A 16,508-nucleotide genomic window follows, 5' to 3' on the forward strand; every position below is an offset into this window, starting at 1 on the left:
ATACATTTTTACAATCAAGAACGACTACAAAAAAGACTAACCGGCCTTAGCCCCATAGAATATAGGGCTAAAGCCGCCTAGTGTCATTTTTTTATTTCCACTGTCTACTTGACAGGGGGTAGTTCAAATCGCACAAACGATCTAAGGGCAGCTCTTTTTTTTACTTCTTAATTTCTGTAAAAATATTTTTAACCTTGTCAACCGCGGAACTAGTTCCGTCTGCTTCTAACATTAGAGCAATTAGGGTATCAGGATGATCAGGGTTATAAGCTACAAACCAGCTGTTTTCTTTTCCTTTTTTTCCTTGTTCGTCTTTTGCAAACTCTGCTGTTCCTGTTTTTCCAGCGAGCGGATAACCTTCAATTCTAGCACCCCGCGCTGTACCGTGAGGGTCTTCGACTACTTTTCTAAGTGCCGAACCCATATGGTCGACTTCGTCTTTGTTTAGTAAGTTTTCCTTCCAGACTTCTCCTTGCTTTTCGTCCGTAAGCAAAATCGGCTTGATCATATTTCCGTTATTCGTAAAAGTCGTAAAGGCTGAGGCAAGATGGAGTACATTCATTTCAACTTGACCTTGGCCATAACTAGAGTCTGCTAATGCGATATCCGAATCAATATTTCCGATACTTGATGTATGCATTGGGAATGCAAATGGCATATCTTCGTCAAACCCAAAGGCCTTCAAACCCGCTACAAACTTATCTTTACCGAGCTCTAATGTCGTTTGGGCAAAATAAATATTATCGGAATAGACTAATGCTTTTTCAAGATCAATGGGTACTCCAGGGTCGCTTACCCGAGTGACTTTGTATTTCCCCCAAGAAGCATCTTTCTGCCAAGATAAATCTTTAATAGGAAGTGCTGTTTTCCAATCAAGCGTTCCTTCCTTTAATCCAATGGCTGCTGTAATTGGTTTAAGCACAGAGCCTGGCGCAAAAGTAGAATTAAATCTATTTAACATTGGTTTACTAGGGTTTTCCTCAAGGGCTTTCCATTCCTCATTTGTAGCACCTAGAGTCAACATATTAGGATCGTAGCTTGGACTGCTGACTAACGCTAATGTTTCTCCTGTACTAGGATTGATTGCTGCAGCTGTACCAGGTTTTCCACCTAATTGGTCAAAAATCGTTACTTGAAGGGCACTATCAATAGTTAACTGAACATCTTCTCCGTCTTTCACTTCTTTTTCAGCAAGAACAACTTCACTTTCGTCTTGCTTTTGTATGACGATTTTTACTCCAGGCTCGCCTCTCAATCGATCTTCAAACACTTTTTCAAGTCCGCGTCTACCAATCATATCTGACGAAGAGTATCCTTTGCCTTTATTCTCTTCCAAATCATCAGCTGTGACAGGGGCGATATTACCTGTTAAGTGAACTGCTCGCGCTCCCAGTGGATACACTCTTGCTTCAACGTCCATTCCAATAACACCTGGAACTTGACCTACTTTTTCACGAAGCTCCATATTGTTTTTTGGAATCGTTTTAATCGGAACAAAGCTATCAGGCTGTACCCAAGATTGTCCTAACGCTTTTTCAATCTGTTCGGTGCTAACACCTAGAATCTCAGATACTTGTTTAATGCTTTTCTCTTCCTGTCCTTCCATATCTTTCGGAACTAAACCAATTTGCCTTGCCACTCCATTTTCAGCAAGAGCAATTCCGTTTCGATCCAAAATGGAACCTCGTTTAGGAGATGTAGTAGGCACCGAGATTTTATCTCCTTCTTCAAGCTCTGGAAAAATAAAACTCGTATCCCAATTTAATAGCCATTCCTTTTTCTCGTCTATATCTTCTTTCACGAATTGAGCTTTATGATTAAAATCTATTTCACCAGCAAGGCTATCCATTTTTACATCAAATGGAAATTCCACTTCGGTTGCCTCTTTATCCGTTTCTTCTTCTGGTTTCTCAAATTGAACCTTTAAATTTTTTATCTCTAAATCTTCGTATATTTTTTTATATCGATTAACGAAATCTTCTTTTGTAATATTCTCTTTTGATTCGGTTGATAAAAAATCATACATTTTATCAAATTTTTGCTCATTCCATAGTTTTATGTAATCCGCAAAAAGATCTTCAGGTTTAGGTTCTTTTTCTTTATTACAAGCAACCAATAAGGAACTAAGTATTAAACACAATGAAATCAAGACGAATTTTTTCATCCTCATACCTCCCCTTGTCGTTTATTGTAACATTTTAATGTCTTGAAAAAAAACAACTCGTTTTATCAAACTTCAATCAATGTGTTAAAATGAAACTAGATAATGATTACATAAAGCAAGGAGAAGACAAATGGAGAAAATTCTTATATTCGGTCATAAGAACCCTGATACTGATTCAATTTGTTCGGCTATTGTGTATGCAGACATTAAATCTAAGCTAGGACATAATGTTGAAGCTGTACGTTTAGGGGAGGTAAATGGTGAGACAGATTTTGCACTGGATACCTTTAATGTTGAGGCACCGCGCCTTGTAAATACAGTCGCAAATGAAGCCGATAAAGTGATTTTGGTTGACCATAATGAACGTCAACAAAGTGCTGAAGACATTGAAAAGGTACGTGTTGTTGAGGTAATCGACCATCACCGAATTGCTAATTTTGAAACAAGCGATCCACTATATTTCCGTGCAGAACCTGTTGGATGTACAGCAACAATTTTGAAAAAAATCTATAAAGAAAATGGTTTGGAAATTGATAAGCAAATGGCAGGCCTTATGCTATCTGCTATTATTTCCGACTCTTTATTGTTTAAATCTCCAACATGCACAGAAGAAGATATAGCGGCTGCTCGCGAACTTGCAGAAATTGCTGAGGTAGATGCGGATAGCTACGGTCTTAATATGTTAAAAGCAGGCGCAGATGTAAGTAGTAAAACAATTGAACAACTGCTTTCAGTGGATGCGAAAGAATTTACAATGGGAAATGCAAAAGTTGAGATTGCTCAAGTAAATGCTGTTGGTGTTGATGAAGTTCTTGAGCGTAAAGCTGAAATTGAAGAAGCGCTAAACCGTGTAATTGAACAAAAAGGTTTGGATTTATTCTTATTTGTAGTAACTGATATTTTAACGAATGATTCAACAGCGATTGCAGTTGGACAGGCAGCAGAAGCAGTTGAACAAGCCTTTAATGTAACTCTTGATAACAATAAAGCATTATTAAAAGGTGTTGTTTCCCGTAAGAAACAAATTGTGCCTCCATTGACAGATGCATTGAGTAAGTAAGCGCGTTGACACTGAAGATAGAAACATAGGACAGCGAGATGCTGTCCTTTACTTTTATAGACAAGCTGCATTATAATTTTGGGAATTCAACTAGCTAGATACAGAAGGGGTATGTTTATTGTGAAGGTTGGATATTTAGGACCAAAAGGGACTTTTTCAGAAGAAGCGGCATTGCGTTATTTTTCAGACCTCGAAAATGAAACGATTATGTATAGTACCATTTTTGATGTGCTTGAAGCAGTTGACGAAGGGCAAGTTGATAAAGGGATTGTCCCGATTGAAAATGCGATTGAAGGAACCATCACAATGACTACGGATGGTTTAGTTAATCATGATGTGTGGATTGAAGGGGAAGCTGTCTTACCTGTTAAGCTCCATTTATTAGCATTAAAAGGAGCGAAGCTAGAGGATATTAAAGAAATATGGTCTATTCCCCCTGCTTTAGCACAGTGCAGGGTTTTTACGAAAGAAGTGCGGGCAGAGACGAAGCATTTTAGCAGTACGTCCGGAGCGGCAGAAGCACTTAGTCAATCTGGCAGATTGGATGCAGGTGCAGTTGCATCGGAATTAGCTGCCCAAATATTTGATTTGGAAATCGCTAAAAGGGATATCCATGACAATAATTGCAATTCTACTAGATTCCTTATTTTATCGAAAACACCGAATGGAAATATTCACGAAACTGACAAATCAATGCTAATGATTACGCCAACAGAAGACCGCCCAGGATTGTTAGCGATAATTCTAAACGTATTTTCTTCATTAGATATTAACTTATCTTGGATTGAATCTCGTCCAACAAAGAAAAAGCTAGGTACGTATCGATTTTTCATTGAAGCGGCGCTTGGTGTGCACGAAGCAAATTTGAAGAAGGCTGTTACTATTCTTGAAGCGTATGGGCATGAAGTGAAAGTATTAGGAAGCTATAAGACGAAAAAATTATAGAAAGAGGTCTAGCTTATGAAAATTGAAGTGTGGTCTGATTTTGTTTGCCCATTTTGTTATATTGGTAAACGCCGACTTGAAGAAGCACTATCGAAGTTCTCTCATCGTGAAAAAGTGGAAGTGGCATTTCGGAGTTTTGAACTTGATCCCAATACACCGAAGGAGCAAAATAAAAATATCCATGAAATATTAGCTACAAAGTACGGTATGAGCGTGGAAGAGGCTAAAAGAATGAATGAAAGTGTTGGTCAGCAGGCAAAGTCAGTTGGTCTAACATTCAATTTTGAACATATGGTGCCAACTAATACGTTTGATGCCCACAGGTTAGCTCATTATGCAAAATCCGAAGGCAAGGATTCAACATTAACAGAATTGTTGCTTAAAGCATATTTTACAGACTCTAAGAAACTAAGTGATCAAGAAACTTTAGCAGATTTAGCAGATACAGTAGGTCTTGATCGTGAAAAAGTAATGTCTGTACTAAATGATGAGAATGCTTTCGCTGAAGATGTGCGCTATGATGAAAGAACAGCGCAGCAAATTGGTGTACAAGGTGTGCCGTTTTTCGTTATTAATCAGAAATATGCTATCTCTGGTGCTCAGCCTACGGAAACGTTTATAAGTGCACTTGAAAAAGTATGGCAAGAAGAAAATAGTGGTCCCATTCTCCAAGACTTATCCGGAGAAGCAAATGGAGCTAGCTGTGAAGATGGAAACTGTGCGATTCCAACTGATAAATAAAAAATCCGATCTTATATGGTCGGATTTTTTCGCGATTGTAACTCTTTTGTTATTTTCAGTATAAATTGTACAAGTACTTCTGCGAAAACGAGACCCATCGCTATGGAACTTGCAATGATGAAGGCTTTCATTGCAAGTGGGATGGCATTTGAATAATCATTGCTCGCCACATGACGCATCGCATCGTAAGCTGTGCCTCCAGGTACGAGTGGAATAATTCCAGCAACGATATAAACAATGATAGGAGTTTTGTTTCGTTTCGCCATAATATGCCCGATAATTGCTACAATAAAGGCACCGCTAAAAGCAGCATGTACGACATCGACCCCAGAATCGATCATCACGATATATACAAACCATCCCGCCATTCCAACGACTCCGCAATGAAACAACGCTTTCCGCGGCGCGTTAAAAATAATACCGAATCCGATGGCTGAGATCATGCTTAATATTAAGTGTGATAAGTAATAAATCATGTCCATACATCCTTTTATTTCAATATCCAGCTATAGACGAGCAACTATAATATGCAAAGAGTGAATTTTCGCCTAGGACATTGGCACTTTTCTTTATCAGATTAAAATTTTATACAGCTTTTATTGTCTAGCTCCATGCACCATCGGTTCGAGGTCAAATAACCTGAACGCTAAAAGTCAAAGATCGTCTTTTTGCATCTTAGAACATTTGCTTGTCGCCGATAGGTGGGCGCCTTGCGCTTTTCTCATAACCATAATGAATACACAACGGCTACACCCGCACCAATCGCCAGTGCCGTTAAAAAAGCTTCCGCCCCTTTTGATAACCCCGATACGAAGTGCCCCGCCATTAAATCCCGTATAGCATTTGTTATAAGTAAACCGGGAACTAGTGGCATAACGGACGCGATAACAATCAAATCAAGTTGCTTTCCCCATCCGTAATTCACCAAAAACATCCCTAGTAATCCAATGACAAAGGAAGCCGAAAACTCGGAAAAAAACTTTACTTTTGCGTGAAAGTGTATGATTACAAAAGTTGAAAATCCTACTCCGCCTACAAGTATAGCGGGTGCATAATCAGCCCAAGTTCCTTTAAACATAATTAAAAAGCTACCGCTTGCAATGGCAGCTGCTACAATTTGAAGCCAAATAGGGAAAGCGAGATTCGCCTTTTCTAATTCTTTAAGGGCTAAAAGTGCTTCATTTGCATTCAATTTTCCTTCTGCAATGCTTCTTGAGATATGATTAACTTTCGTAATTTTTTCTAAATCTGTCCCTCTTTCACTGATTCGTACAAACTGTGAAGGGTCTGAACCTTCCAAAGAAAATATAATCCCGGTCGGTGTTACAAAGCTTTGGCTTTCATTGAACCCGCATGCCGCAGCGATCCTCATCATTGTATCTTCCACACGATACGTTTCCGCGCCACTCTTCATTAATATTTTACCTGCAAGAAGACAAGCATCGATAAGTTTTTGTTCATTTATTTTATTGTTCAATTGATCAACTCCAAAGAATTTGCCAAATTGTATTTAATTGTATCATTTTTTTAGTTGTTTTTCTTAGGCAGTTTTGGAAAAGTTTGTTGTTTTTATTAAAGTCCAGAAACCGGTTTTTTACATCTGAAAAATAAGTGTAATAGTTCTTAAGGTTACTCTGCTTATCTTATGGGGTATTAATTTTAAATACAAATTTATTCTTATTCAACAATTTTTATGAAGAGAGCCTTTTCTTTCGAGGATACACCACCCTCAACTTTTACATAAATAAATATTCTACGACTATCATTTAAAAAAAGGAACATAATTTAAAGGAAAGGCTACTTGAAAAAATGTTAGGAGGATTAAAATGGCAGATGATTTTGAAGTAAAGCCTATGTTTGAAGGTCAATATCATGAACGCCCTCAGTTTAAGGTAAATATTCAAGGTAATGATTATATGGGGGTTATGCATGATGATGAAATAAAATGGTTTCATCCGCATCCTCATAAAGACTTTGAAGACGAGCATGTAGAAGCTATAGAATCACAAATACAAGATAAATTGAATAACTCAGAAGGCTTAGAAGTAAAGCCTATGTTTGAAGGTCAATATCATGAACGCCCTCAGTTTAAGGTAAATATTCAAGGTAATGATTATATGGGTGTTATGCATGATGATGAAATAAAATGGTTTCATCCGCATCCTCATAAAGACTTTGAAGACGAGCATGTAGAAGCTATAGAATCACAAATACAAGATAAATTGAATAACTCAGAAGGCTTAGAAGTAAAGCCTATGTTTGAAGGTCAATATCATGAACGCCCTCAGTTTAAGGTAAATATTCAAGGTAATGATTATATGGGAGTTATGCATGATGATGAGATTAAATGGTTTCATCCCCATCCTCATAAAGACTTTGAGGACGAACACGTTGAAGCTATTGAATCACAAATTCAAGATAAATTAAATGATTAATAATAAAGGCATCCTTCAGTTTCTATGATTGGATGCCTTTCTCAATGCTTAGGAAATTATAAATTTGAAAAGTTGTAGATAACCTTTTTAAGGTAGTTTCCGTCTAGCTCCAGGTGCCATTGGCTCAAGGTCATAAACCCGCGAAGCTTAAAAGTCAAAAAGCGGGCTTTTTGCTTGTCGCCGATAGGCTGGCGCCTTGCGCTTTAGTTCATTAATCTCATAATCGAGGTAAAATTTTTCTTGCCCCCAAAACGATCCAAGTGCTAATGACGAATGGCATTGTTAATGCTGGCAGTCCGTATGGTAATAGCCACGTAGTTACACTGGCTGTAAGAGGCACAGATAAAATAGCGGCCAAAATACTTGATAAAAGTAAATGGCCAAATGGTTTATTATTTGTAAAAAAAGCTCCTACGGCTAAGGATGCTAAAATCGCATTATAACCATAGAGACCTGTATATATTAGCAAATGTTCTCCTTCAAGCCAGTATGAGACAAGTAGAGCAACTACATTCCCTATCACTGCAATCAAGCCTATCCTCCAACCAGCCAAAAATACAGCAATAAACAGTAAAATACCCGATAATGTATTATCGAGAAAAAAGATTTGACCGATGCCGCTAAAAGTTCCTTCTACCCAGTTGATATCGCCTTCAATTATTAATTTCCAATTTGATAAATCTTGAGGAACTAATTCTTTGGATAAATTAATGGCTTTAAGTTTATAAGTAACAAGTAATATAAACCAAGTCAAAATGATGAAGGGAGCTGTTAGTACTGGGAGATCGATACTTTTCATCATGTGCATCATCGCCGCCGTTACAATCGCTGCTATAGCTGCTCCAATAAGAGAAATGATCCAATGAAAAGGTCCGCTCATAAATAAAGTTAATGCTATTCCTGTTAACACAGAGTTATACCCGAAAAGCCCCTGTTTTATTATTGCTTCACTAGCCCCTCCCAATTTTCCTATAAAAGTCCCTATTATAGATGATAAAAGTGTGATAATTCCTAACACGATAGACGAACATGATATGGCAATCAATATAATGATTCCAGTTAATGCATTTTCAATTAAGATAACTTGAGAAATACCTTTCATGGAAACGACAAGGAATTGAACGATATTTCCTTCTTTCCATGAATTTCTATGATTCTTTTGCATAATAACGTCCTTTCCACATATCGTCGTCATTCTTTATTTAAATTTCCCAATCAATTTTGTTTAATCCCTATAAAATGTGAATGCATTTTGCCATTTAATTTTTTTTACAAGAGTAAAATTAATTTTTATGTAAATAATATTCGAAGTGGTTTGGTAAATGTTACAAGAATAGGGAGGTTTTAGCATGCTTTTATCACCGCGGGAGATTGATAAGCTTATGATAGTTGTGGCTGCCGATTTGGCCAGAAGGAGGAAAGAACGTGGTTTAAAATTAAATTACCCCGAAGCAGTAGCTCTTATTACACATGAGGTACTGGAAGGAGCAAGAGACGGTAAAACCGTTGCTGAGTTGATGGAGTTTGGGGGAACTATCCTTTCAAGTGATGACGTCATGGATGGTATCCCAGACATGATTGATGATATTCAAGTGGAAGCCACGTTTCCGGATGGTACAAAATTGGTGACTGTACATAGTCCGATACGATAATGATTCAGGAGGCACGTAAATGCAACCAGGACAATTATTTTTAAAAGAAGAAGACATTTTTATCAATAAAGGCAAAGAAGTATCTAAAGTATCCGTAAAGAATATGGGGGATCGCCCTGTTCAAGTAGGTTCACATTTTCACTTTTATGAAGTGAATGAGGCTCTTCAATTCAATCGAGAAGAAACACTTGGAAAACGATTGAACGTACCAGCAGGTGCAGCTGTCCGGTTTGAGCCGGGAGATGAAAAAGAAGTGGAACTAATCAATTTTGGCGGTGAACAAAAAGTTTATGGATTTAATAACAAAGTAGATGGGTCTGTAGAAAGAGGTGGAAATAATGAGTGAAATGTCTAGAAAGCAATATGCTCAGATGTACGGCCCTACTACAGGTGATTCCATTCGTTTAGCAGATACGGATCTGTTCATCCAAGTCGAGAAGGATTACACAACTTATGGGGAAGAGGTTGTATTTGGAGGCGGTAAGGTCATTCGTGATGGTATGGGGCAAAATCCCTTAGTCACAAGAGGAGAAGGCATTCCGGATGTTGTCATTACAAATGCTGTTATTCTCGATTATACCGGGATTGTTAAAGCGGATATCGCGATAAGAGACGGGAAGATTTTTAAGATTGGAAAAGCAGGTAATCCTCTTGTAATGGACAATGTGGATATTGTCATTGGTGCTTCGACAGAAATTATCGCTGGTGAAGGGATGATCGTGACTGCAGGTGGAATTGATACCCATGTCCACTTTATTAATCCGACACAAATCGAAACGGCGCTTGCAGCAGGGCTTACAACGTTAATAGGTGGTGGAACAGGTCCGGCTGCGGGATCAAAGGCAACAACAGTAACACCGGGAGAATGGAATATTCACAGAATGCTCGAAGCATCTGAAGCTATGCCTATCAATGTTGGTTTTACTGGAAAAGGACAAGCTGCTACGGAAGAACCACTTGCAGAACAAGTTCGGGCAGGAGCGATTGGGTTAAAAGTTCATGAAGATTGGGGAGCTACTCCTTCGGCTATTGATTACGCATTAAGGGTAGCTGACAAATATGACGTTCAAGTGGCACTTCACGCAGACACTTTAAACGAAAGTGGATTTATGGAAAATACAATGGCTGCGCTTAAAGATCGGGTTATTCATATGTATCATACGGAAGGTGCAGGTGGAGGACATGCTCCTGACTTAATTAGATCAGCTAGCTTCATGAATGTCTTGCCTTCTTCGACAAATCCGACTATGCCGTACACCATTAATACAGTGGATGAGCACTTGGATATGTTGATGGTGTGCCATCATTTGAATCCTTCAATTCCGGAAGACTTAGCTTTTGCGGATTCACGAATTAGACGTGAGACCATTGCTGCAGAAGACATTCTTCAAGATATGGGAGTATTCAGTATGGTGAGCTCCGACGCACAAGCCATGGGGCGAATTGGAGAAGTTATCATGCGCACATGGCAAGTGGCGGATAAAATGAAAAAACAAAGAGGGACGTTAGAAGGAGATAGTAAGCTATCTGATAATAATCGTGCAAAGCGCTATGTGGCAAAATATACAATCAATCCGGCAATTACACATGGCATTGCTGAATATGTAGGATCTGTAGAGGTAGGGAAAATTGCCGATCTTGTAATTTGGAACCCGGCATTTTTCGGAGTTAAGCCTGAAATGGTATTAAAGAACGGATTTGTTGTTGAAAGCTTGATGGGAGATGCTAACGCTTCTATCCCTACTCCTCAACCAGTGATTTACCGTCCAATGTATGCTCAACTCGGGAAGGCATTGTCCAAAAGTTCCATCACGTTTATTTCTCAAGCGGCTTTTGATAATAATGTTCCTGATAAACTTGGTTTGCAAAAGATGGTTCTTCCAGTTCGCGGAATCCGAAAACTAACGAAAAAAGATATGAAACTCAATTCCGAAACGCCGGATATTACGGTAGATCCACAAACATATGAAGTTAGAGTAAATGGTGAATTAATTACTTGTGATCCTGTAGATATCGTTCCGATGGGTCAAAGATATTTCCTTTTCTGAGGTGAAAATAGTGATTGTCGAAAAAATCCTTACAAATATTGAAGAAATGGAAAGAGCAGAAATTGAAAGGCGCCATATTGAAAAGGTTTACCTAGAAAGTGCGAATTTAGTAAAGCGTATTCAAAGAGTAAAAACAGATCACGGGAAAGAAATTGGAATTAGATTAAAGGATCCACGTGACCTCGTTGCTGGTGATGTCCTTTATATGGACGATAAAAACTTAATAATGGTTGATGTGTTATCAGATGATCTGCTTGTCATCAGTCCTAGAAGTATAAAAGAGATGGGAAATATTGCGCATCAATTAGGGAATCGGCATCTTCCGGCTCAATTCCAAGATGACGATATGCTAGTGCAATACGATTACCTTGTAGAAGAATTACTTCAAGAGCTAGACATTCCTTTTAAACGAGAAGAGCGAAAAGTAAAGCAGGCGTTTCGACATATAGGGCATAGCCATGGATAGAAATCTTCTGTCTTTATTTCAATTATGCGATTCAAATTTTCCAACAGGCGCATTTAGTCACTCATTTGGTCTGGAAACGTATATTCAGAATAATCATGTGAAGGATGAAAAGTCATTTCTAACATGGCTTAATGTGTATTTAAACGAGCAGCTCATCTATTGTGATGGGCTTGCTTGTAAAGTAGTATATGAAGCCCTTCAAAAGGGTGACGCGGAATTAGTTTGGAAAATGGATCGCCTATTAACCGTACAAAATTTACCGAGGGAAACAAGGGAAGGTACACAAAGGATAGGAGAGCGAATGTTAAAGCTCGTCAAAGATCTATATCCTATTCCGATTTTATCTGAATACGGAGATCGTGTATCGAAAAGACAATCCTTTGGTCATCCGTCTATAGTATTTACTATGATAGGACATCATTTAGGAATTCCAAATAAAACAACTACTTTGTTTTATTTATATTCTACTATTATGAGTCTTGTTCAAAATGCTGTGAGAGCAATTCCATTGGGACAAACATCTGGCCAAAAGATTATTCAGCAATTTCAAAGTTCTTTAGTGGAAGCTACAGATAAAATATCAAACTTGACGGAGGATGATTTTGGTATCGTCTCACCAGGTCTTGAATTATCGCAAATGAATCATGAAAGAGTAAATGTTCGTATTTTTATGTCTTAAAGAGGATGTTCAGAAGTGCAGTGAAAAATGGCAGTGAGTATTTCAAGTTGGCTTGGTTCTTCACTTCTTGGATCTGTTGGCGATACGAAAAACGTCAGCGAAACTAGCCGACTTGGTCATTTTCATCTTGCTTTTTGTACACACACTTAAAATGTTTGGAGGAAGTATAGTATGGAACCGATTAAAATTGGTGTAGGGGGACCTGTTGGGGCAGGTAAAACAATGCTAGTTGAAAAGTTGACACGCCATATGAAAGATGAGGTTAACATGGCAGTTGTCACAAATGATATTTACACAAAAGAAGATGCTAAATTTCTAATGCAAAATGGAGTCCTTGATGATGATCGAATTATTGGGGTGGAAACAGGAGGGTGCCCGCATACAGCAATACGTGAAGATGCCTCAATGAATTTTGCTGCTATTGAAGAATTAAAAGAACGGCACCCTGACGTCGAGCTCATATTTGTCGAAAGTGGTGGTGATAACCTAGCAGCTACATTCAGTCCTGAGCTCGTTGACTTTTCAATTTATATAATCGATGTTGCCCAAGGTGAGAAAATTCCTCGTAAGGGTGGACAAGGGATGATAAAATCCGACCTTTTTATTATCAATAAAACAGATTTAGCTCCTTACGTTGGTGCAAGTTTGGAAGTTATGGAGTCCGATACAAAGGTTTTTCGCGGAGATAGACCGTTTGTTTTTACAAACTTAAAAGATAATCAGGGATTAGACGAAGTGATTGATTGGATTAGGAAAAATGCATTGCTAAAAGGACTAGGATAAGATGGAAGCCTGGACAGGAATTTTAAATATGGATGTGGAGAATCGAAAGGGAAAAACCGTTGCAAAAAACGTGTATTTCCAAGGAGCTTTTAAAGTGATGAGACCGGTGTATCACGACGATTCCGGTCAAGTATGCTATTATTTGCTGAATCCCGGTGGGGGCTACTTGGATGGGGATCGCTATCGAATGCAAATAACTTTAGAAAAGGATTCGAGACTTACCCTCACAACCCAATCTGCAACAAAAATATACAAGACTCCAAAAAAATTTGCTTATCAAGAAGCGGATGTTTTTTTGAAAGAAGGGAGCTATCTGGAATATATTCCAGATCCACTAATTGCGTATCGTCATGCGCGTTATAAGCAAAAAAATGTATTTCGATTAGAAAAAGGGGCTACACTTTTTTACTCTGATATTATTACTCCTGGATGGTCTCCAGAAGATGAATTGTTTAGCTATGATCTATTACAATTAATAAATGAAATATACGTTGATGACGATTTAGTTGTATATGATCACATTAAAATGGATCCTAAAAATCAAAATATGAATGCATTGGGGATAATGGAAGGTTTTTCCCACCTAGGATCCATGATTGTTATAGGGGAGCATACGAGTCACGATTTTCTAGACAGGCTTTATCGCGATATACATACTGATCGAAATGACTATATTATTGGGATATCATTGCTGCCAGTTCCTGGTTTCACAGTCCGTATACTTGCTAATTCTACTCAACTTATAGAAGGAATATTTGCTGATTACCATCATATTATTAGTGAAGAATGGTTTAAGAAAAAACCTAGCTTTTTAAGAAAATACTAATGTTTAAAACCCGGCAATGACTGTGTTGGCGGGTTTTAAACATGAAGGGGAGGAGAAATGAAATGGAAGTTACGTTGCTATCAGTATTAACATTAGGTTTTATTTTGGGGATCAAGCATGCAATTGAACCTGATCATGTGATTGCAGTCTCTACAATTGCGAGCCGGAGCAAAAAGTTATGGCACGCTTCATTAGCTGGTGTATATTGGGGAATAGGGCATACAGCCACACTGTTTATTATTGGGATTATCTTAATTTTAATGAAAAACGGGATATCAGATAAATTGTCACTGACTCTGGAGTTTTTTGTTGGAATTATGCTTGTGTATCTAGGAATTGTAAGCATGCTATCAGTTAGAAAACAAAAAGAAAGTACCCATAACCATCATACTAATCATATAAATGAAAAAAAGAAGCCCGGATACTATAAATCTCTTATTATTGGATTAATTCATGGGCTTGCAGGCAGCGCTGCTATGGTTTTGCTTACGATGAGCACTGTTCATACAGTTTGGGACGGGGTTATGTTTATATTAATCTTTGGATTAGGTACAATCATAGGTATGCTATTCTTTACGACTCTTATTGGAATTCCATTTATATTAAGCGTAAAACGATTTTCATTGAGTCGATCTCTTATATTATTAACAGGTGGAATTAGTGCGTTGTTCGGACTTTATTACATGTATAATTTAGGATTTAATGAAGGCCTATTTGCATTGTGGATTTAATGAAAGATTGATAAAAAAAGAGGCCATCATGTGATTAAGACTTTGAATCACAAGATGTAAAAATGCATTGTAAATAAGAAAAAGCATGAACATTCACATTAGGAATAGTTCACGCTTTTTCTTATTTTCTATCCATGAAACTTAATTACGCAAACTTCACTTTTAAAACAAATGCATTTTCATAGTTAATTTGGGGAAGGGACTTTTTTCGCTGTTTTTAAATGCAATTTTATTTTCCTATTACTTTCATATCACTAATAGGGAAAAAAATAATTTTTGTTGTTCCTACTACTTTTTCCAAAGGGATAGCTCCGATACTACGACTATCATTACTCTTTCTACGATTATCACCTAAAACGAACAAATGCCCTGCTGGAACTACATCACTTCGAACTGCGGTTTCTTTTAATGTAAATGAATCAGTTAATGTTCCTCCATCTTTTAACTCTATTTTAAATTCTTCTAAATACGGTTCAGCGTAAGCCTTTCCATTTATATATAATGCGTCGTCTTTATATTCAATGTGGTCTCCGGGCAATCCAATTACACGTTTAATATAATCCCTGCCATCTGGTGCATGGAAAACAATAATATCAAATCTTTGTGGTTTTCCTAATTTAGTTACAATCATACGTTCTTGGTTATGTAAAGTAGGTTCCATTGAATCACCATCAACTACAATTGGTGTAAAGAAAAATGTACGAATAACAAAAGCTACTATTATTGCTATAAAAATTGCCTTAATCCAATCCCAAATCTCTTTTTTATCTTTAACTGTTGCTTGAAATTCATTTGTTTTTCGATTATCCATTTTTATCATCTTCTTTACATTATTTTTTTCTCTAAAACCCGTTTGGTATATATATATCATATTGGTTCTAGGATAGAATATAAAGAAAATTACAAGCTATTTTTTATTTCGTGTAAATAATGTCCTTCATAACAAATACTTTAAAGGGTATGGAACCTGTGTGATTCTATACCCTATTTGCCTTGGTGATTCAAAAGGGAACATCTTAACATGTGATGAGGGCTTCTTTAAATATTACCTAATCTATCAAACTAAAATTTTTCTAACGTCAGGTATTTTAATTTTTAACGTAAACTCATCCCCAATAACAGAGAAATCAAGCGTTCCTTTATGAGCTTTTACGATACGCATTATTTCCTGAGTACCGATACCTTCATGATCCCCTGTTTTGGTTGAAATGGATTTACTTGTAAAAATTCGTTCAATAGTATGGTCATCAAGGGGCAAGGTGTCATTTTTACAAATAATAATCCATATTCCACTTTGTTTCCTGCAATAAAAATTGATTTTTCCTAGTTCGCTAGATGCAACGCTATAGTCATAAGCAGCATCTATACTATTCTCCAATATATTTCCGATAAATGATATAAGCTCATATTCTGATAGAGGCAGCCCAGAGATTGCGTGTTGGATATGGTATTCCAAACTAACTCCTTTTTCTCTAGCCTGCTCATTATACGCATAAAGAGCCCCAGCTACTACGTTTGATTCGCCGCGTAAAATTCCATCGATTTGAGTATAATGGGAATGTATTTCAGATAAATACTCATCAGAACCTGCATGTAAAAGGGCGGTAGTATGTTTCTGTAAGTCGTGACGTTGTTTTCTCAGCTCGAATAATAATTCCATTTGTTGTTCATAGTTTGCGGTAAGCACTAAAAGTTTTTCTCGTTCTTTATGTAAAGATGTGCGCATGAAATAAAGAGATGCCAGTGGAAGAACGACCCCAAGAGTTATGTAAGACGTACTTGATAAAAAGGCAGCCAACAACCAAAAAAACTGCATAACGATAGTTACCCTTTTCCATAAAGAAGGAAGGGGCTCATTTCTATAAAAATAAAATTGGGCGATTGAAGCAATCACTAACAGTACGGATAAAATATAACTTTTTACCCAAACCGTCCATATAATCGCCAATATTAAGGGAATCAACGACATCTTTTCACC

The 16,508-nt window shown here is 37.4% G+C and carries 20 protein-coding genes; 14 read left to right on the forward strand and 6 right to left on the reverse strand.

What is annotated here, in order from left to right; genetic code table 11:
* Positions 1 to 81 carry an IS3 family transposase gene (locus MT489_RS22495; RefSeq protein WP_425311313.1) on the forward strand — a complete coding sequence of 27 codons (81 nt, stop codon included), beginning with the start codon at positions 1 to 3 and terminating at the stop codon, positions 79 to 81.
* Between the two features lie 79 nt (positions 82 to 160).
* On the opposite strand, the gene MT489_RS20150 is transcribed toward MT489_RS22495, so the two are convergent.
* The gene (locus MT489_RS20150; protein ID WP_244683354.1) at positions 161 to 2,164 is read right to left on the reverse strand and encodes a penicillin-binding transpeptidase domain-containing protein; all 2,004 of its coding nucleotides are present in this window, start codon (positions 2,162 to 2,164) and stop codon (positions 161 to 163) included.
* A gap of 130 nt (positions 2,165 to 2,294) precedes the next feature.
* Here MT489_RS20150 and MT489_RS20155 point away from each other — a divergent pair, with 130 nt between their 5' ends.
* The 3 genes from MT489_RS20155 to MT489_RS20165 all read left to right on the forward strand — a co-directional run bounded on the left by MT489_RS20155 (position 2,295) and on the right by MT489_RS20165 (position 4,910).
* Positions 2,295 to 3,224, forward strand: a complete 930-nt coding sequence (locus MT489_RS20155) for a manganese-dependent inorganic pyrophosphatase (protein WP_244683355.1) — start codon at positions 2,295 to 2,297, stop codon at positions 3,222 to 3,224.
* Positions 3,225 to 3,335: 111 nt separating this feature from the next.
* Complete coding sequence (gene pheA, locus MT489_RS20160; protein WP_244683356.1) at positions 3,336 to 4,169, forward strand: prephenate dehydratase; 834 nt, start codon at positions 3,336 to 3,338, stop codon at positions 4,167 to 4,169.
* Positions 4,170 to 4,184: 15 nt separating this feature from the next.
* Complete coding sequence (locus MT489_RS20165) at positions 4,185 to 4,910, forward strand: DsbA family oxidoreductase (protein ID WP_244683357.1); 726 nt, start codon at positions 4,185 to 4,187, stop codon at positions 4,908 to 4,910.
* Between the two features lie 11 nt (positions 4,911 to 4,921).
* Here MT489_RS20165 and MT489_RS20170 read toward each other — a convergent pair whose 3' ends face one another.
* Both MT489_RS20170 and MT489_RS20175 read right to left on the reverse strand, forming a co-directional pair.
* Positions 4,922 to 5,386 (reverse strand): threonine/serine exporter family protein, encoded by a 465-nt coding sequence (locus tag MT489_RS20170; RefSeq protein WP_307416327.1) that lies wholly within the window; start codon positions 5,384 to 5,386, stop codon positions 4,922 to 4,924.
* 245 nt (positions 5,387 to 5,631) lie between these two features.
* Entirely contained in the window at positions 5,632 to 6,387 is a 756-nt protein-coding gene (locus MT489_RS20175; protein ID WP_280518721.1) for a threonine/serine exporter family protein, read from the reverse strand.
* Positions 6,388 to 6,736: 349 nt separating this feature from the next.
* Here MT489_RS20175 and MT489_RS20180 point away from each other — a divergent pair, with 349 nt between their 5' ends.
* Positions 6,737 to 7,345, forward strand: a complete 609-nt coding sequence (locus MT489_RS20180; protein WP_244683359.1) for a hypothetical protein — start codon at positions 6,737 to 6,739, stop codon at positions 7,343 to 7,345.
* Between the two features lie 217 nt (positions 7,346 to 7,562).
* Here the strand turns inward: MT489_RS20180 and MT489_RS20185 are convergent, their stop codons facing one another.
* Entirely contained in the window at positions 7,563 to 8,510 is a 948-nt protein-coding gene (locus tag MT489_RS20185) for an urea transporter (protein WP_244683360.1), read from the reverse strand.
* A 184-nt stretch (positions 8,511 to 8,694) separates the two neighbouring features.
* On the opposite strand from MT489_RS20185, the gene MT489_RS20190 reads away from it, so the two are divergent.
* The 9 genes from MT489_RS20190 (at position 8,695) to MT489_RS20225 (ending at position 14,530) form a co-directional block, all read left to right on the forward strand.
* Positions 8,695 to 8,997 carry an urease subunit gamma gene (locus tag MT489_RS20190; protein WP_244683361.1) on the forward strand — a complete coding sequence of 101 codons (303 nt, stop codon included), beginning with the start codon at positions 8,695 to 8,697 and terminating at the stop codon, positions 8,995 to 8,997.
* A gap of 19 nt (positions 8,998 to 9,016) precedes the next feature.
* Positions 9,017 to 9,343 (forward strand): urease subunit beta, encoded by a 327-nt coding sequence (gene ureB / locus MT489_RS20195; RefSeq protein WP_244683362.1) that lies wholly within the window; start codon positions 9,017 to 9,019, stop codon positions 9,341 to 9,343.
* On the forward strand, positions 9,336 to 11,045 hold the full coding sequence (gene ureC, locus MT489_RS20200; protein ID WP_244683363.1) for an urease subunit alpha: 1,710 nt from the start codon (positions 9,336 to 9,338) through the stop codon (positions 11,043 to 11,045). The genes ureB and ureC overlap by 8 nt, the downstream gene beginning before the upstream one ends.
* 10 nt (positions 11,046 to 11,055) lie before the next feature.
* Positions 11,056 to 11,511, forward strand: coding sequence for an urease accessory protein UreE (ureE, locus tag MT489_RS20205; protein WP_244683364.1), 456 nt, complete (start codon positions 11,056 to 11,058; stop codon positions 11,509 to 11,511).
* The gene (locus MT489_RS20210) at positions 11,504 to 12,190 is read left to right on the forward strand and encodes an urease accessory protein UreF (RefSeq protein ID WP_244683365.1); all 687 of its coding nucleotides are present in this window, start codon (positions 11,504 to 11,506) and stop codon (positions 12,188 to 12,190) included. Before ureE ends, MT489_RS20210 begins: the two co-directional genes overlap by 8 nt.
* Positions 12,191 to 12,217: 27 nt before the next feature.
* The gene (locus MT489_RS22265; RefSeq protein WP_280518722.1) at positions 12,218 to 12,340 is read left to right on the forward strand and encodes a hypothetical protein; all 123 of its coding nucleotides are present in this window, start codon (positions 12,218 to 12,220) and stop codon (positions 12,338 to 12,340) included.
* Positions 12,341 to 12,361: 21 nt separating this feature from the next.
* On the forward strand, positions 12,362 to 12,973 hold the full coding sequence (ureG, locus tag MT489_RS20215) for an urease accessory protein UreG (RefSeq protein ID WP_244683366.1): 612 nt from the start codon (positions 12,362 to 12,364) through the stop codon (positions 12,971 to 12,973).
* Between the two features lies 1 nt (position 12,974).
* Positions 12,975 to 13,799, forward strand: coding sequence for an urease accessory protein UreD (locus MT489_RS20220; RefSeq protein WP_244683367.1), 825 nt, complete (start codon positions 12,975 to 12,977; stop codon positions 13,797 to 13,799).
* A gap of 62 nt (positions 13,800 to 13,861) precedes the next feature.
* A complete protein-coding gene (locus MT489_RS20225) occupies positions 13,862 to 14,530 on the forward strand; it encodes an urease accessory protein UreH domain-containing protein (protein ID WP_244683368.1) in 669 nt (222 codons plus the stop codon).
* Between the two features lie 229 nt (positions 14,531 to 14,759).
* Here MT489_RS20225 and lepB read toward each other — a convergent pair whose 3' ends face one another.
* The gene (gene lepB, locus MT489_RS20230) at positions 14,760 to 15,341 is read right to left on the reverse strand and encodes a signal peptidase I (protein ID WP_244683369.1); all 582 of its coding nucleotides are present in this window, start codon (positions 15,339 to 15,341) and stop codon (positions 14,760 to 14,762) included.
* A gap of 246 nt (positions 15,342 to 15,587) precedes the next feature.
* Positions 15,588 to 16,499, reverse strand: coding sequence for a sensor histidine kinase (locus tag MT489_RS20235; protein ID WP_244683370.1), 912 nt, complete (start codon positions 16,497 to 16,499; stop codon positions 15,588 to 15,590).
* Between the last annotated feature and the right edge of the window lie 9 nt (positions 16,500 to 16,508).

This window comes from Lederbergia wuyishanensis, from assembly GCF_022900255.1.
Classification (GTDB): Bacteria; Bacillota; Bacilli; order Bacillales; family Bacillaceae_C; genus Lederbergia; species Lederbergia wuyishanensis.